This is a genomic window from Verminephrobacter eiseniae EF01-2 (genome assembly GCF_000015565.1).
Classification (GTDB): domain Bacteria; phylum Pseudomonadota; class Gammaproteobacteria; order Burkholderiales; family Burkholderiaceae_C; genus Acidovorax; species Acidovorax eiseniae.
This window is the reverse complement of record NC_008786.1, coordinates 1750141-1766338: the sequence shown is the minus strand read 5'-3', so window position 1 is coordinate 1766338 and position 16198 is coordinate 1750141. Positions and strand designations below refer to the sequence as shown.

The 16198-nt window shown below is 64.0% G+C and carries 14 protein-coding genes, 1 tRNA gene and 1 pseudogene; 5 read left to right on the top strand and 11 right to left on the bottom strand.

Annotated elements, in window-relative coordinates; genetic code table 11:
- Positions 1–96: 96 nt before the first annotated feature.
- Positions 97–1122, top strand: coding sequence for a Bug family tripartite tricarboxylate transporter substrate binding protein (locus VEIS_RS07700; protein WP_011809345.1), 1026 nt, complete (start codon positions 97–99; stop codon positions 1120–1122).
- 164 nt (positions 1123–1286) lie between these two features.
- Positions 1287–2306: a Bug family tripartite tricarboxylate transporter substrate binding protein gene (locus VEIS_RS07695; protein WP_049774047.1), complete on the top strand. Its 1020-nt coding sequence runs from the start codon at positions 1287–1289 to the stop codon at positions 2304–2306.
- A 180-nt stretch (positions 2307–2486) separates the two neighbouring features.
- On the opposite strand, the gene VEIS_RS07690 is transcribed toward VEIS_RS07695, so the two are convergent.
- From VEIS_RS07690 to VEIS_RS07680, 3 genes are all read right to left on the bottom strand, one after another.
- The gene (locus VEIS_RS07690) at positions 2487–2699 is read right to left on the bottom strand and encodes a DUF2788 domain-containing protein (RefSeq protein ID WP_011809343.1); all 213 of its coding nucleotides are present in this window, start codon (positions 2697–2699) and stop codon (positions 2487–2489) included.
- A complete protein-coding gene (locus VEIS_RS07685; RefSeq protein ID WP_011809342.1) occupies positions 2696–3541 on the bottom strand; it encodes a DUF2189 domain-containing protein in 846 nt (281 codons plus the stop codon). Before VEIS_RS07685 ends, VEIS_RS07690 begins: the two co-directional genes overlap by 4 nt.
- A 72-nt stretch (positions 3542–3613) precedes the next feature.
- Positions 3614–4354, bottom strand: coding sequence for an HAD family hydrolase (locus VEIS_RS07680; RefSeq protein ID WP_049773845.1), 741 nt, complete (start codon positions 4352–4354; stop codon positions 3614–3616).
- Positions 4355–4433: 79 nt separating this feature from the next.
- Between VEIS_RS07680 and hemH the strand changes: the two genes are divergently transcribed.
- The 3 genes and pseudogenes from hemH to VEIS_RS30345 form a co-directional block, all read left to right on the top strand.
- The gene (gene hemH / locus VEIS_RS07675; protein ID WP_041949885.1) at positions 4434–5549 is read left to right on the top strand and encodes a ferrochelatase; all 1116 of its coding nucleotides are present in this window, start codon (positions 4434–4436) and stop codon (positions 5547–5549) included.
- A 131-nt stretch (positions 5550–5680) separates the two neighbouring features.
- Positions 5681–5756, top strand: a tRNA-Lys gene (locus VEIS_RS07670).
- Between the two features lie 268 nt (positions 5757–6024).
- Positions 6025–6236: pseudogene (locus tag VEIS_RS30345) on the top strand (DUF3489 domain-containing protein); the annotation flags it as partial.
- 17 nt (positions 6237–6253) lie between these two features.
- On the opposite strand, the gene VEIS_RS07660 reads toward VEIS_RS30345, so the two are convergent.
- From VEIS_RS07660 to VEIS_RS07625, 8 genes are read right to left on the bottom strand one after another with little or no spacing between them, the layout of a single operon-like run.
- On the bottom strand, positions 6254–6925 hold the full coding sequence (locus tag VEIS_RS07660; protein ID WP_011809338.1) for a hypothetical protein: 672 nt from the start codon (positions 6923–6925) through the stop codon (positions 6254–6256).
- Complete coding sequence (locus VEIS_RS07655; protein WP_011809337.1) at positions 6912–7874, bottom strand: ComEC/Rec2 family competence protein; 963 nt, start codon at positions 7872–7874, stop codon at positions 6912–6914. Before VEIS_RS07655 ends, VEIS_RS07660 begins: the two co-directional genes overlap by 14 nt.
- 12 nt (positions 7875–7886) lie before the next feature.
- Positions 7887–8705 (bottom strand): ComEC/Rec2 family competence protein, encoded by an 819-nt coding sequence (locus tag VEIS_RS07650; protein WP_011809336.1) that lies wholly within the window; start codon positions 8703–8705, stop codon positions 7887–7889.
- A gap of 15 nt (positions 8706–8720) precedes the next feature.
- Entirely contained in the window at positions 8721–9032 is a 312-nt protein-coding gene (locus VEIS_RS07645) for a M48 metallopeptidase family protein (protein ID WP_011809335.1), read from the bottom strand.
- The gene (locus tag VEIS_RS07640; protein ID WP_011809334.1) at positions 9029–11977 is read right to left on the bottom strand and encodes a type I restriction endonuclease subunit R; all 2949 of its coding nucleotides are present in this window, start codon (positions 11975–11977) and stop codon (positions 9029–9031) included. The genes VEIS_RS07645 and VEIS_RS07640 overlap by 4 nt, the downstream gene beginning before the upstream one ends.
- 5 nt (positions 11978–11982) lie before the next feature.
- The gene (locus VEIS_RS07635) at positions 11983–13053 is read right to left on the bottom strand and encodes a virulence RhuM family protein (protein ID WP_011809333.1); all 1071 of its coding nucleotides are present in this window, start codon (positions 13051–13053) and stop codon (positions 11983–11985) included.
- Positions 13050–14258: a restriction endonuclease subunit S gene (locus VEIS_RS07630; RefSeq protein ID WP_232287878.1), complete on the bottom strand. Its 1209-nt coding sequence runs from the start codon at positions 14256–14258 to the stop codon at positions 13050–13052. The genes VEIS_RS07635 and VEIS_RS07630 overlap by 4 nt, the downstream gene beginning before the upstream one ends.
- Positions 14258–16105, bottom strand: a complete 1848-nt coding sequence (locus VEIS_RS07625) for an N-6 DNA methylase (protein WP_041949884.1) — start codon at positions 16103–16105, stop codon at positions 14258–14260. Before VEIS_RS07625 ends, VEIS_RS07630 begins: the two co-directional genes overlap by 1 nt.
- Positions 16106–16198: the final 93 nt, after the last annotated feature.

Here is a 16198-nt window from a genome sequence, read left to right as displayed (position 1 = left end):
CCCGGCCTCTGCACGACTCCCGAACGAAAAACGCCCGCGTGCAGCGCCGGGCGGCCACCGGGTGCTGGCTTTTTGCGCACCCATGAAGGAGACAGTATGAACACCAGACTCGAACCCACATGGTCGAACCCACACCGCCGCCACCTGCTGCTGCTGGCCGGTCTCGGCGCCGTGGGCCTCGGATGGCTGCCCGGCATGGCGCGCGCGCAGGGATGGCCATCCAAGCCCATCCGGCTGATTGCGGCGCAGGCCCCGGGATCGTCCAACGATGCAACGGCCCGGGCGCTTGCCGAGTACCTGACGATGAGCATGGGGGGCGCGCCTGTCGTCGTCGAGAACAAGCCCGGCGCCATCGGAATGATCGCGGCGGAATACGTGGCCCGCTCTGCGGCCGACGGCCACACGCTGCTCATCACACTGCACAGCCAACTCGCACAGGCACCGGTGCTGCTCAAGAAGGTGCCGCTGGACACGTCGATCGACCTGGTACCGATCGCGGCCTTCAGCACCGGCGTAGCGCCGATGGTGGTCAGAAAAGATCTGCCGGTGAAGAATCTGAAGGAGCTGATCGCGCTCTCCCGCACGCGACCGATTTCGGTGGGCAACTATGGCATCGGGTCCGGCTGGCACCTCATGATCAGCGCCCTGGCGCAGCAGACAGGCGGAAAATTCGACATCATCAACTACAAGGGCACAGGGCCGATGGTGCTGGACTTGATGGCGGGCCATATCGACATGGGCGCAGGCTCGATGGCAGGCATGGGTGGCGCCATTGCGCAAGGAGCGGCGAGGCCGATTCTGTCGATCTCTGGCACGCGCTCCGACACGCTGCTGCCGGGCGTGCCCACCTGGGCCGACGAAGGTTTCGTCGGCCCGGCGTTCCAGTACCTCATCGAATGCAACATGGTGTTGGCCCCGAAAGGAACGCCCAAGGCGATCGTCGATCGCGTGGCCGGGCTGGCCCATGCCTCGTTCTTCAAGTCGGACCGCATCAAGACCGTCATGGCGCAATTGGGCGTGACGGAACCGCCGTGGACCGGGGATGAACTGGGCAAGCTGATCAAACGCACCTGGCCCCAGTACCAGGCGATGACGCGCGAACTGGGTCTGACGATGGAGTGAGCCTTCGGCGCCTGCGCCACGGCCATGGCGCGCCTCCGGGACTGGACGAACGCGCTTGGCGGCGCGGGCCGGGACGCCGGGCGACCAACCCGGGGCGCGCATTCCGCACCCGCTACCATGGCGCCGCGCACATGCCGGATGCGCACTTTCACGAAAACCAACCCATGCTTTCAGACCAGCCCACGCCCTTGCTGCATATCACCCGCCGGAAATGGCTTGACACCAGTGGCGCGCTGCTTGGCGCCGCGTTCGGCGGCCTGCTGCCCGCCACCGCCTCGGCGCAGGCCGCATGGCCCGCCAAATCGCTGCGTTTCGTCGTGCCCTTTGCGCCGGGCGGCAGCTCGGAAATCGTGGCCCGTTCCACCGCCGCCGAACTGGGCAAGACCCTGGGCCAGAGCGTGTTCGTCGAGAACAAGCCGGGCGCCGCCGGCAATATCGCGATGCAGGAAGTGGCCCGCTCGGACGACCAGCACACAGTGATCCTGGGTCATATCGGCACGCTGGCGGTCAACCCCTTCATCTTCGACAAACTGCCCTACGACGCGAACCAGGACTTCCAGCCGGTGAGCCTGCTGGCCAAGGTGCCCAGCCTGTATGTCGTGCATCCCGATGTGCCGGTGCGCAACCTGCGCGAGTTCGTGGCCCATGCGCGCAAGCAGCCGGGCCAACTCAGCTATGGCTCGGCGGGCAATGGCAGCGCCGGGCATCTGGCGTTCGAGTACCTGAAGATGGCGGCCGGGCTGTTCATCCTGCATGTGCCCTACCGTGGCACGGGCCCGATGATGACCGACCTGCTCGCGGGGCGCCTGGATGCATCGGCCGTGGGCGCGGCGGCGATGCTGCCCTTCATCAAGGCGGGCAAGGTGCGCTGCATTGCCACCGGCTCGGCCCAGCGCCTGGCGCAACTGCCCGAGGTGGCCACCGTGGCCGAGCAGGGCTTTCCGGGCTTTGAGATGACCCAGTGGTACGGCATGCTGGCCCCCGCCAGCCTGGCCCCGGCCCACCTGAACAAACTGGCCGCGCACACGATGAAGGCCGTGCAGGCGCCAGCCGCGCTCGAGCGCCTCAACGGCGACGCCGCGCAGGCGATTGGCAGCACGCCGGCACAGTTTGCGCAGTTCATTGCCGCCGAGCAGCAGCGCTGGAAGGCGGTGCTGCTGCGCGCCAAGGTCAGGCCCGATTGAATCGAGCGCAATCGGCCCCAGCCGGGGACACCATGCACAGGGCCGCGCCCGGCCGCAGGCGATGCGAGCGGCCCGGGCGGGCGATGCAAACGATTCAGGCGGGCGACGCCAGGCGGCTCGGGCATGCGCCGCCAGGCGATTCAGGCAAGCGACGCCAAGCGTCGCGGGGCGGAATTCCTTTCAACGCTCCATCCACCACTGGATCACGATCTTGGCAAGAAACCCCACGAAGCCCACGCCCAGCCCCAGGAACAGCACAAAGGTGCCGAACCGCCCGGCCTTGGACTCCCAGGCCAGTTGGCCGATGATGAACAGCATGTACAGGATGAACGCGCCGACGCCGTAGGTCAGGAAAAAGCCCGAGATCTGCGCCTCGGTGAAGCCGAAAATCACGCTGCCACCCCGCTGTCGTCATGGCTGCTGCCTGGCTCGCGCTGCGGCAGGCCCGAGGCGTCGATCAGGTCGCGATAGGCGTGCCAACTGGCATGGCCGAGCATCGGCATCACGGCGATCAGCCCGAGCAGCAGCGAGCCCAAACCCAGCAGCGTGAACCCCAGGATCAGCGCCGCCCAGAACGCCATCGGCAGCGGGTTGACCAGCACCGCCTGCCAACTGGTGAGCACGGCCTGCCGCAGGCTGGCGCGGCGTTCGAGCAGCAGCGGCATGGCCACCACGCTGGAGGCAAAGATCGGCGCGGCCATGAAGCTGCCCAGCGCCAGCCATAGCTCGAACAGCCAGCCGTCCCGGGCCAGCACCACATGGCGCAGGAAATCCAGCGGGGTCAGCACCGGCACCGGCGCCAGCAGCGTGATCAGTGCCGCCGAGGTCAGCACCCAGCCGGTGGCCGCCAGCGCCAGCAAAGCGCCAAACTGCAACATGCACCAGTAGTCGTGCCCCCATTTGTTGACATGGCTGCCCTGCCAGTTCAGCCAGGTCTTGAGCACCAGCGCGAAGTTCGCCGGCTCACCGCGTTCGAGCGCGCGGCTGAGCGCATACAGGCTGGTGGCGAGCACCGGCGCCACCACCAGAAAGCCCGACAGCGCCCCCGCCAGCAGCCAGAAGCGGTTGTGCGCAACGGCCAAAATGGCCGCGCCAAAGAGCGTCAGCGCCAGGCCATGGGCAAAGCTGATCCAGCCCGCGCGGGCCATGTCGTGCCAGGCAAGGGCCAGCCAGTCCATGGGCTGCAGCAGACCTATGGTGCGCACGGCGGGCAAGGGGGGAAGGTGACGGGGCATGGTGTGCGGGTCGCAAAGTAATCGAAGGGGCAAGAACGCCGGGTGGTGTTTCAATGGTGCTTCAATGGTGCTTCAGGCCAGCAGCCGGCACAGCGCCGTGAGACTGCCGACCGTGGCCTGGGGCGGCCTGTCATGCGGCCAGGGGTGGCCTGCGGCATTCAGCCAGACCGCCTGCATGCCCGCGTCGATGGCGCCCAAGGCGTCCATCGTGGCGTCGTCGCCCACATGCAGCAGCGCCTGCGGCGGCAATCGCAGCGCCTGGGCCGCAGCATGGAAGATGCGTGCATCGGGCTTGGCAACGCCACACACCGAGGCGCTGATGCTGGCCCGAAAATAATGGCCGATGCCGATGCGCTGCACATCCGCATTGCCATTGGACAAGGCCACCACCGGGTAGCGCGCCGACAAAAACGCCAATGCGTCATGCGCATCGCCAAACAGCACCACGCGCTGGCGTTCGGCAAGGAACCGATCGAACGCCGGCTCGGCCAGCGCGGGCGACTCGCCGGCCTGGGTCAGCGCCAGGCGGATCGCCTCGCGCCGCAACCCGCTCAGGTCCGCTTGCAGCCCGGGCCGCAGCGCCAGCACTTGGCGACCCAGCGCGCGCAGCGCCTGGCCATCGGCCAACGCTGCCGCCGTGGCCGGAGCATGCTGCCCGAGCCAGTCGAGCAGCGCCGCTTCGGCGCGTGCAATGGTGGGCCGGATGGGCCACAGGGTATCGTCCAGGTCGATGCTGATGGCACGGATGCGCGCCATGTCCAACGGCGGCGCGCATACCGGGTCGAGGGGCAGGTCAGGGACAGGGGCGGGCATGGTGCGGCCAGAATACCCTACCCGCCGTGCTCTTGGCCGGCGTGCCGGCCTGCGCGGGGCATTTGCCACAATCGCGCCCATGTTTTCCCCCTTTGCCCCAGAACCCCCCTACACCCATGGCCAGGCCGAACGCACTGCGGTACTGCTGTGCAACCTGGGCACGCCCGATGCCCCCACGGCCCCTGCGGTGCGCCGCTATCTGGCGCAGTTCCTGAGCGACCGGCGCGTGGTCGAAATCCCGAAACTGCTGTGGTTGCCGCTGCTGCACGGCCTCATCTTGCGCACGCGCCCGGCCCGATCGGCCGCCCAATACGCCAGCATATGGAGCGCCGCCGGCTCGCCGCTGGCGCTGTGGACGGCCAGGCAGGCCGGGCTGCTGCGCGACGATCTGGATGCCGCCGGCCACCGGGTGCTGGTGCGCCATGCGATGCGCTACGGCAACCCGTCGATTGCCAGCCAGCTCGACGCGCTCAAGGCCGAAGGCGCCACACGCATCCTGATCCTGCCGCTGTACCCGCAGTACTCGGCCACCACCACCGCCAGCGTGTTCGATGCCGTCTACCGCTGGGCCGCCCGTATCCGCCGCCTGCCCGAGTTGCGCTTTGTCAACCGCTACCACGACCACCCGGACTACATCGCCGCGCTGGCGCACAGCGTCCAGACGCACTGGCAGCAGCATGGCCGGCCCGAGCAGTTGGTGCTGAGCTTTCACGGCCTGCCCGAACGCAGCCGGCAACTGGGCGACCCCTACCACTGCGAAGTCCGCAAGACCGCCCGCCTGCTGGCCGAGCGCCTGGGCCTGGGCCAGGAGCGCTACCGCGTCAGCTTCCAGTCGCGCTTTGGCAACGCTCGATGGCTGCAACCCTACACCCGGCCCACCGTCGAGGCGCTGGGCCAGGCCGGCCTGCGCCGGGTGGACCTGGTCTGCCCGGGCTTTACCAGCGACTGCCGGGAGACGCTGGAAGAAATCGACATCGAAGTGCGCGCGGCATTCCTGCAGGCCGGCGGCAAGGAGTTTCACTACATCCGCTGCCTGAACGACAGCCCCCAATGGATCACCGCCCTGGCCTGCGTGGCACGGCAGCACCTGGCAGGCTGGCCCACCCAGCCTGCCGCCGCAGCGGCGCTGGCCGAGGCCCGCAACCACGCGCTGGCCGGCGGCGCGCCGGCGGGAAGTCGAGCCACCGGGCCGTAGCGGACTTTGCCAGCGCAGGCCCAGCGGCCTGATTTTTTTGCTGCCGCTTGCAAGTGGCAGCAAAAAAACCGGTGCATAATCTCCACCGCTTGCGGCGCCACAGACGAGAGAATGTCTCGCACGCAAGATGTGGGTTCTTAGCTCAGTTGGTAGAGCAGCGGACTCTTAATCCGTAGGTCGAGTGTTCGAGCCACTCAGGACCCACCACTCTCAAAAGGCCAACTCTGCCGGGTTGGCCCTTTTCTTTGCGGAATCGCCAGTGTTCACGGGGTTGCGGCACGGGATGCGGTGGTCAGGGGAGTCCAGAGCCACCCCGTTTTTCGGCGTTTTCAATCCAGATCCTGCTATCTTGCTCAAAAATGCGGTGGGTAGGCGTGCCACTTCCAACCTTGACCAGATCATCGCCAACGCCGAAGGCGCGCCGCCCACGCCGAACGACGCGGAACTGAAGTCCGCCGCCGAAGCATCGTGAGCCAAGCCGCGCACGTGGACGAACAGCAAGCAGGCCGAAGTCGTGCGGATGCTCCAGCGTCCCGAAGACACGACCGTCCGGCAGATTTGCGCCACCACCGGCTGGCAGGCGCACACGGTGCGCGGCGCGTTCGCCGGGCATTCAAGAAAAAGCTGGGTCTGACGCTGGTTTCGGACAAACAGCCCGTCGGCGAGCGCGTGTACCGCATGGCCTGATTGATGATGCATCATTGCTACGGAGCGGGGGTGTCCGGCTTTTTCGCCTTGTCGCTCCCCCTCTCCGGCAATTGCAGGAATTGGACGAATAGCTCGCGCGCGTAGTGACGCGCAAAGCGATGCATCCGGTACAGGGCCAAACCAGTGCCGACCACCAAGCAAACGACCAAACGCCAGTCCGCCGATGCTTGCGTGGGCAAGAGGGCGAGCGCTACTAGCAGCCCGGCGGCCAGACCCCGGTTCAACCCATAGTTACCGTTGAAGGTGTCAACGCGACTGGTTCGTCCTGCGCCCGCAACTGCGGCGTAGATCTGGTGCGTGATCGCGTGCCAATCGCTCGCGCTGGATGATGCGATTTCGAAATTGGCCAGTCCTGGCTGCTTGCGAAGACGTTCTTCTACCTGCGAAATCTGCTGCGCAGCCAATAGCCGGGCGGGCTTGATGCGAAGCCAGTACGTGGGCATTCCGCCCCAGCACTTCCACCATACGGCCTCGATGAGGTTGCCGACGGCCTGCACGATGTGCCCGGCGGCATAGGCCAGCACAATGAAAATGCCCAGCCCGCCCACGCTTACATCCTTGACGAGCGTGGGGAGACCCCAGCCCGGGAACAGCAGCACCAGCGCCGCCATTGCAATTGCACCGGGTAGCAGGATGCCCGTGAATTCGTAGAATTCAAGCTGACGCATTGGTGTTCTTCAGTTGGTATTTCTCATTCAAATTACCGGAACCATCCGGATTCACTGTCAATGTGATGTTGCCGCACCACCGCGTTGACAAAACTCCATTACTAGAATACTGCCGATATTTGTTGCTGGCGTCGGTTTCAGGCTTTTTGCCAACGGAAACGATGGTGTATTGCGGAGCCATCGCCTTGACCGAGGGTCGGTGATAACCGCTGTCACGACCATGATGGCTGGCCTTAAGGACGTGACACTTCAAGTCATACTCATAGTGCGCGTAGATATCCTCCCATACTGCCTCGTCGGCGTCACCGCCGAGGATGATCTTGATGCCAGCGTAAGTCAGTCGCAGGACGTAGCTCATGCAGTTGGAATTGTCACCAGCATCACGGAGCAGTTGCGGTGTCGGAGCCAGAATTTCGATGCCATCCCCAATATCCATCGGCGAATCTCCTTCGCACCAGTATTTCCCGGTATGGCCGCGCATCAGGTTCATGACTTTCGTGCCGTTCTGCCCCGAGCGCAGCCGCTGGTACGCCGCCCAATCATCGCGGTCGGAATCGCGAAAGAAATCCGTGATGCATTTCGAGTGTTCGACATCCCAAATGTTGTTGATGCTGAACTGCCGATCCAGTACCGAGATGCCGCGCATGTGATCCATGTCCGGGTGCGTCTGGACATAGCGCCAGATCGATTTCCCGTGAAACCGCATCGTCAGAAAATCGATGGGATTGGTAAGTTCGATGCCGTACCCTGCCTGCTCCAGAAGCTGCCCGACGCTGTGATAGATGGCAGCCTGTCTCCCATCAACGCGATAACGCGACAACAGCTCTGCTTCCGTGAACGGGTCAAGCTCACTGCCGTTGTTGATGTCGATGACGGTGATGCGCCCAGAGGGATGCTCGATGACCGTGCAGTCACCGTGCCCCACGTTGAGAAAATGAACTTTCAGCATTGCCAGATCTCGCTATCTTTTGTTTATACAAACGTGCCCCCCGCCCCATCCCGTCTGGCGAAAGCGAATCCCACCGTGACGGCGTGTGGTAAGCACATGGCGTGTCACCCCATCGAAGAATGCGATGCCTTTCGCATGCTGCCGATACAAGTTCGCCGTTTTCTGTGTCTCATGAATAACTGCGCCATCGGAGAACACGACGACTTCAGGACTGCACCAATTGAAAACGTCGGCGCAGTAGCCATTTTCGCGCCCGTGATGTGACGCCACGAAGATGTTGACGCCAGCCAGCGCGGTGCGGAAGTTTGGCAACCGGAGCAGATTGAGCCAGCCAGCCTTCTCGATGTCGCCCGGGAAAATGATCCCTAAATCGTGATAACGCAGAATCGTGACCAAGCTCAGGTTGTTTTCATCGGTGAATTCCGGGTAGACGTTCCAAAAATACGAAATCTGGAGAGCACCGAAATCCTGCGGAGCGGGCAGGTCTTGCGTGTAATAGGTGCCTGCCATGTACGCCAAAGTGCGGATGCCCGGATCTATCCCGTTCTCTGCTTTCATGGCATACAACAGGTTCGGCCAAACGGATGGGTTGCGGCTGAGAACAGATACACCAATGTTGGTGAGCACGCCGGGCAAATCGCTGACGTGGTCGCGGTCGTAGTTGCTGACGATCAGGCGGTCGATGTACTGAATGCCACGCGCAGGCAGAGCCTGCGAGGGACGCCAGTTCGTCGACGTGTTGTGCCCGCAATCAACCAGAATCCTGCGATTGTTGTCCGCAGTGACCAAAGAGCATCCACCATGCTCAACGTCGAAGATTTCAATATCCATCGCCCGTCCTCCCGTTCAAGTCGCTTGCATCCGCCGCGCTTCCATTGTCTGCCACCCCGGCACATGCGCGCTCATCAGCGCCTTGAACACGCGCCCGTGGGTGGTGTAGCGCAGGTGCAGCAGTTCGTGGACGATCACGTAATCCTGAAAGCACGATTCCTGATCGAGCAGGTCGCTGGCCAGCGTGACTGTACCTGCCAAGGAACACGAACCCCATTTGCGGCGCATCGTCTGCACGCGCACCACGCGCGGGTTGACCTTGAGCTTCAGCGCCCAGGCCAGCGTGCGGCGGCGCAGGTCTTGCGCGGGATAGAGGGAGGATTTCATTCATCCGCCTCCACCAGAAGCATCTTGAACACCAGATCGACGGCGCGGGTGCGTTCTTCTGGCGGCAGGCCGAGCAAGGGCTTGTAGATGGCCGCGCGCAGTCGCCGTCGTTCGTCGGGGTTGACCGCGGCATTGGGGAAGCGGCCCAGCAGTTCCTCGATGTCCTTCGCCAGCGCCATTGCATCGAGGCTTGCGGCCTTCACCGCTGCATCCTCGCGCAGCACCCAGAACACGCCGAACGCGCGTGCCGACAGGCCGCTGTCGCGTGCCGCCTTCATCGCGGCTTCTTTCTCCGCCGCCAGCGCCGCCAATTGATCCATCGCGGCCAGGCCCGTGGTCTTGCGTTCCTCCAAATCCTTCAGGATGCGCTCGGCCCGGTCTTTCAGTGGCTGCAACACGGGCGCGGCGGCGGCGTCCTGGTCGATCTCCTGCTGCAAGCCGCGCACGAGGTTGAACACCTTGCCTTCGTCCGAACCCTTGTCGCCGCGCAACGATTGCAGGGTCGCCACGTCGAATGTCACGCTCTTGGTCAACCGTCCCAAGCCTTGCTGCTCGGCGCTTTCCTCGATCAGCCGCCGGGTCTTGTAGGCCAGATCGGCGACGAAGCCGACCTTCTCCGCATAGGCGTTGCGCACCGCCGCGTAAAGCTGGCTCAACTGCTTGTAGCTGGCGATGTGGTCGCGCAGTTCCGGCGTGGGCGAGAGGATTTCCCACAACGCTTCGATTTCCTTGTACGCCTCGAAGAAGGTCTTGCGCGCTTCCGGTGTCAGGAAGCGACCGAACACCAGCTTTTCCAGCCGCTCGTCCGGCGCACCCTCCGCATCGGCCTCAAGGTATTCCTGTTTCGCCTGCGCAATGCGTTGCAGAAAATCCTGCAACAGCACGTCCAAGTCCTCGATCACGCCGCCCACGTCGCTGGAGTCGAAGGTCAACGCCTTCTTCAATTCGCGCAGCACGCCGACGAAATCCAGCACCAGCCCGACGCGCTTGCGCACGCCGTTGGCATCCACATAAGGCCGGTTCACGCGCGCGATGGATTGCAGCAGCACATGGTCGCGCATCGGCTTGTCGAGGTAGAGGCAATACAGCAGCGGTGCGTCGTAGCCGGTGAGCAGCTTGTCGGTGACGATCAGAATCTTCGGATTTTCGGCGGGCTTCTTGAACATCAGCCGCGCCTGTTCCTCGGCCTCGTCGGAAAGCTGTAGCTTCGCCACCAGCGGGCGATCAATCGCATCCGCCGCGTTCTGCGTATAGACCGGCACCGTCCATTCCGGCGGCAGCAGCTTGTCCAGCGCCTGTTTGTACTTGGCGCAGGCTTCGCGGTTCACCGCCACGACAAACGCCTTGTAGCCCAGCGGTAGCACGTTTTCCTTAAAGTGTTCGGCGACGAAAGCCGCCACCTTCTCGATGCGCTCGTCGGCGGTGAGGAAGGTGCGCAGGCCCACGGCGCGGTCGAGCACCTTGTTGAGTTCCTCCACGTCGCTGACGCCTTCGCTTTCCGCCAGCGCGAAGAATTCCTTGTCCAGCCGTTCGGCAGGCACGGTCATTTCGCTGGGGGCCATCATGTGCTTGATGGGCAGCGTGGTTTCGTCGGTGATGCTTTCGGCAATCGAATACTTGTCGAGATAGCCGTGTTCGTCCTGCGTGCCGAAAATCTTGAACGTGCCTTCGCCCTGCGCGCTGCGCGAAATCGGCGTGCCAGTAAAGCCGATGATGGTGGACTTGGGCAATGCCGCCATCAGGTAGGTGCCCAAGTCTTTCGCCACCGAGCGGTGCGCCTCGTCGATGAACACATAGACGTTGTCACGCGTGCAACTGTCTTTCTTCACCTCGTCGAACTTGTGGATCATCGAGATGATGAGGCCGCGAAAATCCGCGTCCAGCAGGGCTTGCAGTTCGGCCTTGTTGCTGGCGCGCTTGACCGCGATGTCCTGCGCCTGCATCTCGCCCAGCAGGCGCTCGACCCAGCCCTTCAACTGGCCTTCGAGTTCGGTACGGTCCACCACCAGCAGCACGGTGGCATTCTTGAAACGCGCCTTGTCTTCCAGAATCTGCCGCGCGGCGGTGAGCAGGGTGAAGGTCTTGCCCGAACCCTGTGTATGCCAGACCAGCCCGCGCGTCTTGGCCGGGTCGGCGCAGCGTGCAAGGATGGCGTCGATGGCACGGCGCTGGTGCTGGCGCAGCACGGATTTGCGCGTTTCGCCGTCCTGCACGTAGAACAGAATCCAGTGCTGCAAGGTGCGCAGGAACTCGGTCGGCTCAAAGAAGGCCTGCACCGCGAAGCGGTAACTTTCCTCCGGGGCCTGCTTCCAGCGCGCCATGTCGCGGCGGGTGGCGTTCCAGGTCACGCCGTACCAGTAATCGAGCAGATGGGTGACGTTGAACAACTGCGCAGTCGCCAGCAGTTCCGGTGTTTCCATTTCGTAGCGGCGCAGTTGCTTGATAGCGCGCTCGATGGCGTCGCCGTCCTTCGGATTCTTGTGCTCGACGATGACCACCGGCACGCCGTTGACCACGAACATCACGTCGGCGCGGTTGCCCTTGGGCCGCGCGGGCGGTTTGATCTTCCATTCCCAAGTGACGTGGAAGGCGTTTTCCGCCGGGTGATCGAAGTCGATCAGCGTCACCGCTCGGTGGCGCTTTTCCGCCTCGTCGTACCACTGGCGTTCGCCGCGCAGCCAGCCCAGCAGTTCGCGGTTGCCTTCGATGCCGGGCGGCAGCGCGTCCAGCGTTTCCACGATGGAGCGGATGGCATCCGCCGTCAGCCACGGGTTGAAGGCCGCGAGCTTGGCTTCCAGCACGTCGCGGAAGAACGTGCCCGCATCGCCGCCGCGCTTGGCGCGGGCATCGTCGGGCGTGATGGTCGTCCAGCCGATTTCCGCCGCGTGGCGCACCATCGGGAACTGCACGGTGCCCGCTTCGCTGATTTTCAGGGGTTTGCTCATGCCGCTCACTCCCCTTTCTTCTTGCGCGTCTGTCGCGGCTTGGCGGATTCCAGCAGTTTGGCTGCCGACTCCAACGCGCGGATGTTCTCCACCGAGCCGCTGCTTTCCTTTTCCGCGCGGCGGCGTTCGGCAAATTTCTCGAATTCGGCATGGGCGATGGCGTCGGCCTCCTTGCGCGTTCGCTTGCCCGCGTCGGGCAATACCTTGCGGTCGTTGAAGCGCAGAAAGTCGTCCAGCCGGGTTTCCCAATCGGCCATGAACACCTGTTTGCGGCGTTCGGCCTGATCCTCGGCGAAATCCAGCCACATGGTGACGATGCGGTTCAACTCGCGGATTTCGCTTTCCTGCAAGTAGTTCTTGGCGATGGTCACGTCGCTCTTGCGCACTTCCTCGCCCGCCCAGGTGCTCAGGCCCGCATTCGGCAGCAGATGATTGATGCGACTGGCGACAATCTCCGGCGCGGTCAGGCCGGTGACGGCGTAGTGCAGTTTGTTCTGCATCACCTGGAAGAAGCGCGTGGTTTCCGGCAGCGAGGGCTGGTAATCCGCCGCCAGCGTGAACACCTCGCGCACGCGCAGATACATGCGGCGCTCGCTGGCGCGGATGTCGCGCACCCGCTCCAGCAGTTCGGCGAAATGGTCGGGCGCGCTGGAGCCAGCCACCGGCGGGTTCTTCAGGCGCTTGTCGTCCAGCGCGAAACCCTTGACGATGTATTCGCGCAGCACCTGGGTGGCCCAGATGCGGAAGTGCGTCGCCAGCACCGAGTTCACGCGGTAGCCCACGGCAATCACCGCGTCCAGGCTGTAGAAGCGCGTGGCGTAGGCCTTGCCGTCGGCGGCAGTGCTTTCCAAAATGGAAACAACTGCCGCCTCGGCCAGTTCCCCAGTCTCGAAGATGTTCTTCAGGTGCTTGCTGACGGCCGGAGCTTGCACGCCGAACAACTCGGCCATCTGCTTCTGGGTCAGCCACAGGGTATCCACCGCCAAGCGGGCCTGCACGCACAGGCGGCCATCCTTGCCGGGGTAGATGACCAGTTCGCCCGGCGCGTCGGGTGCGGGCTTGCCTTCCTGCTTCATGCGGTGGCCTCCGTAGCTTGCGTCGGAGTCAGCGCCGACAGGTCGAGGTCGGCGACGCGGATGGCGCCGGTCATCAGCTTGTGCAGCAGGGACTTGAAGAGTTCTTCCAGCACCGCGCGCTTTTGCCGGTGCAGGGCGATCTTGCGGTCGAGGGTGTCGAGGATGGCGGCAATCTCCGTCTGTTCATCGGGATTCGTCGAGGTGAACAGCATGAGCTTCTCGAATGTGCCTTTGCTCAGAATTGGAACTGGACTGGGTGAAGCCGCATTGCGCACGATGTCCGCGCGGTAAGTGAGTAAGTGCGAAAGGTAGTTCGGGTCATAGCCCACGCCCGGAACGATGGCGTTGATTTGTTGATTGGTGGCACTGGATACCACCGTGGTGCGCCCGACCTTGCCGATGGTCGAGCCAATGCACACCACGCAGGTTGTCCCTGCGGGAAGCGCCCGCGAAACTGCCAATCCCGAATCGGTGATGTGCTTCTGGGTTGACGCAATCGGGAACCCGTGGTCTATGTCGCCCGGCGAGATGAAAGGAATCGTTCCATCGTCGTAGTAGTCGCGATCTTTCGTCGGCGGCGTCGTGCCTGTGACGATTTCACCCAATTCGGCAAAAACAACCTCGACCCAACTCTCCGGCACCAGCCCGATTTCGGTTTCCTTCTGCGCCTCGCCGCGCAGGCCGCGCGTGAACAGTTCGCGCATGGCGGCGCGTTTTAGTTCTTGCAGGTTATCGAGCACCGCCGCCTGTTGTTGCAGCGCCGATTCTGTCTTGCGAAGAACACCAGCAGCCGCTTTCTGCTCGGCTTCATCCAGCGGGTAGGACATTTCCTTTTCCTTCAGGACGGTGAAGTGCCGGTTGTAGCCCCGCGCGGGCAGGTCGATGGCGCGGCAAGCGTAGAAGAAGAACAGCGGGTCGATGTCCGCCTTGGGCCGCAACAGTTGCGTGCCGTCCGCGCCGCGTGCAAACGGCAGGTCGAGAAACTTGAAGGCGCGCGTGTGGTCGCCGAATACGACCAGCGGCAAGGGCGCGTCAATGACGGCGCTTTCGTCATCCGTCCAGCCTGCGATTTGTTCTTGTCCCTGGTCGATGACGGGGAAACGACCGGACGGTTTGTAATCGCGCGCCTGAACCTTGCTCTTGCCCGCAGCGGAAACAGGAACAAGGCAATCGGCGACAGCGGCGCTGGCCCATGCTTCGCTCATCATGCGTCCTCCGTCTTGGACAGCGGGCGCAGCAGTTTCAGCAAATCAGTCGTCAAACCAAGGTCTTGGGCATTGAGTTGTTCGAGTTGCTGAATCAGCGTTGGAATCGAACCAACCTCCGCGCTGCCGTTCTGCCCGACCCATTTGCTCGGACTCAGGTTGTAATCCGCCTCCTCCGCCTGCTGCGTCGTGATGACCGCGACTTCACCCTCCACCGCCTCGCCCTTCAAGTACATCGCCGCCAGCGGCTTGATGTCTTCCTCCGGCAGATAGTTCTTCGGCCTGCCCTTGCGGAAGTGCTTGCTGGCATTGAGCAGCGTGATCTTGCCCTTGCGTGCCGTGGACTTGCGCTTGTTCAGCACCACGATCACGCCCGCCGCCGTGGTGTTGTAGAACAGGTTTTCCGGCAGCAGGATCACGCCGTCGATGGTGTCCTTGTCCACGAACCACTTGCGGATGTTGCGTTCCTTGTCCTCGTTCTTGCTGCCGGAGCCGCGCGTCACCGCGCCGGTGTCCAGCACCACCGCCGCGCGGCCATCGGCGGCAAGACAGGCCAGCGTGTGCTGCAACCAGGCCCAATCGCCCTTGCCACTGGTGACACCGCCTGCGGTGCGGAAGCGGTCGAACGGGTCGTTGGCGAACAGGTCGGGGGCGAAGGGCTGGTTCCACATCGGGTTGGCCACCACCACGTCGTGCCTGCGCAGCTTGCCGTTGGCCTCGCGAAACTTGGGGTTGATCATGGTGTCGCCGCGCGCCAGCGTGACTTCCATGTCGTGGATGATGGCGTTCATCTGCGCCACGGCGTAGCTTTCGGCCTGCAATTCCTGGCCGCTGAGTTGCAGCGGCACGCGGCTGGTGGGGTCGAGTTCGCGCGCGACCAGTTGCAGCTTGATGAGCAGGCCCGCCGAGCCGCAGGCGTAGTCGTGGCAGGTTTCGCCGGGGCGCGGGCGCAGGATGTGCGCCATCAGGAAACCCACTTCGGTTGGCGTGAAGAACTCGCCCGCGCTCTGGCCGGAGCCTTCGGCGAACTTGCGCAGCAGGTATTCGTAGGCGCGGCCCAGGAAGTCGGGCTGCACGTCGGCCAGGCCCAGGCGATAGCGCGGGTCGGAGAAGGTTTCGACCACGCCGCGCAGCTTGGCGGGGTTGATGTCGCGCTCGCCGTTGCGTTCGGCGGCGAAGTCCACCATGTCGATGACGCTGGCAAGCGTAGGGCTGTGTTTGACCACGGCGCGCACGGCGCGGGTGAGGTGGTCGCCGATGTCGCGCGGGGCGGTACTGCGGCCTTGCGCGTCCAGCGGCCATTCGTAGGTTTCGCGCCCGCTGAGGACGGCCCAGCGGGCTTCGGGCGGCAGGTAGAAGCGCAGCAGACCGTGGTCGAATTCGGTGATTTCCAGCGCCGTGGCGCGGTCGCCATACGCCTCGGCTAGCCGCGCGATTTCGTCGTCGAACACGTCCGAGAGGCGCTTCAGGAACAGCAGCGGCAGCAGGTAGTCCTTGAACTTGGCGGCGTCCTTCTCGCCCCGGATGGAGCAGGCGGCGTCCCAGAGCATCTGTTCCATCGGCTTGGTGGTGGGCGCATCGGAACCGGCGCGACGGGCGCGGCGCGGCGCGATGGGGGCGGTTTCGGCATCGCTGCCTGCGTCGCCCGCACCTTCCCCGGTGCCCGCCTCGCGCACCAGTGCGGCGATGGCTTCGGCCTGCGCCCGCTGCGGCCTGGATTGCCCGCCTTCCCAGCGGTTGACGGTGGCGAAGGAGACGCCCAGCCGTTCGGCCAGCTGTTCCTGCGTGAGGGCGAGCTTGGCGCGGAGAGTGCGCAGGGTGGTGGACAGATCGGCTTTGTTTGTCATGTTTGCAATGTATGCAATATCGCAAACATTGTCAATCGCTCTACCGAAGCCGGTTTGCCCTGTCATCAAGCGTGCATGGGTCAAGTGCTCATC

Excerpts from the sequence above, each read along its gene's own strand:
- VEIS_RS07630 (WP_232287878.1), bottom strand. The coding sequence starts at position 14,258 with ATGAGCGAAGCATGGGCCAGCGCCGCTGTCGCCGATTGCCTTGTTCCT.
- VEIS_RS07640 (WP_011809334.1), bottom strand. The coding sequence starts at position 11,977 with ATGAGCAAACCCCTGAAAATCAGCGAAGCGGGCACCGTGCAGTTCCCG.
- VEIS_RS07700 (WP_011809345.1), top strand. The coding sequence starts at position 97 with ATGAACACCAGACTCGAACCCACATGGTCGAACCCACACCGCCGCCAC.
- VEIS_RS07635 (WP_011809333.1), bottom strand. The coding sequence starts at position 13,053 with ATGAAGCAGGAAGGCAAGCCCGCACCCGACGCGCCGGGCGAACTGGTC.
- VEIS_RS07695 (WP_049774047.1), top strand. The coding sequence starts at position 1,287 with ATGCTTTCAGACCAGCCCACGCCCTTGCTGCATATCACCCGCCGGAAA.
- VEIS_RS07655 (WP_011809337.1), bottom strand. The coding sequence starts at position 7,874 with ATGCTGAAAGTTCATTTTCTCAACGTGGGGCACGGTGACTGCACGGTC.
- VEIS_RS07680 (WP_049773845.1), bottom strand. The coding sequence starts at position 4,354 with ATGCCCGCCCCTGTCCCTGACCTGCCCCTCGACCCGGTATGCGCGCCG.
- VEIS_RS07625 (WP_041949884.1), bottom strand. The coding sequence starts at position 16,105 with ATGACAAACAAAGCCGATCTGTCCACCACCCTGCGCACTCTCCGCGCC.
- VEIS_RS07645 (WP_011809335.1), bottom strand. The coding sequence starts at position 9,032 with ATGAAATCCTCCCTCTATCCCGCGCAAGACCTGCGCCGCCGCACGCTG.
- VEIS_RS07650 (WP_011809336.1), bottom strand. The coding sequence starts at position 8,705 with ATGGATATTGAAATCTTCGACGTTGAGCATGGTGGATGCTCTTTGGTC.
- VEIS_RS07660 (WP_011809338.1), bottom strand. The coding sequence starts at position 6,925 with ATGCGTCAGCTTGAATTCTACGAATTCACGGGCATCCTGCTACCCGGT.
- hemH (WP_041949885.1), top strand. The coding sequence starts at position 4,434 with ATGTTTTCCCCCTTTGCCCCAGAACCCCCCTACACCCATGGCCAGGCC.
- VEIS_RS07685 (WP_011809342.1), bottom strand. The coding sequence starts at position 3,541 with ATGCCCCGTCACCTTCCCCCCTTGCCCGCCGTGCGCACCATAGGTCTG.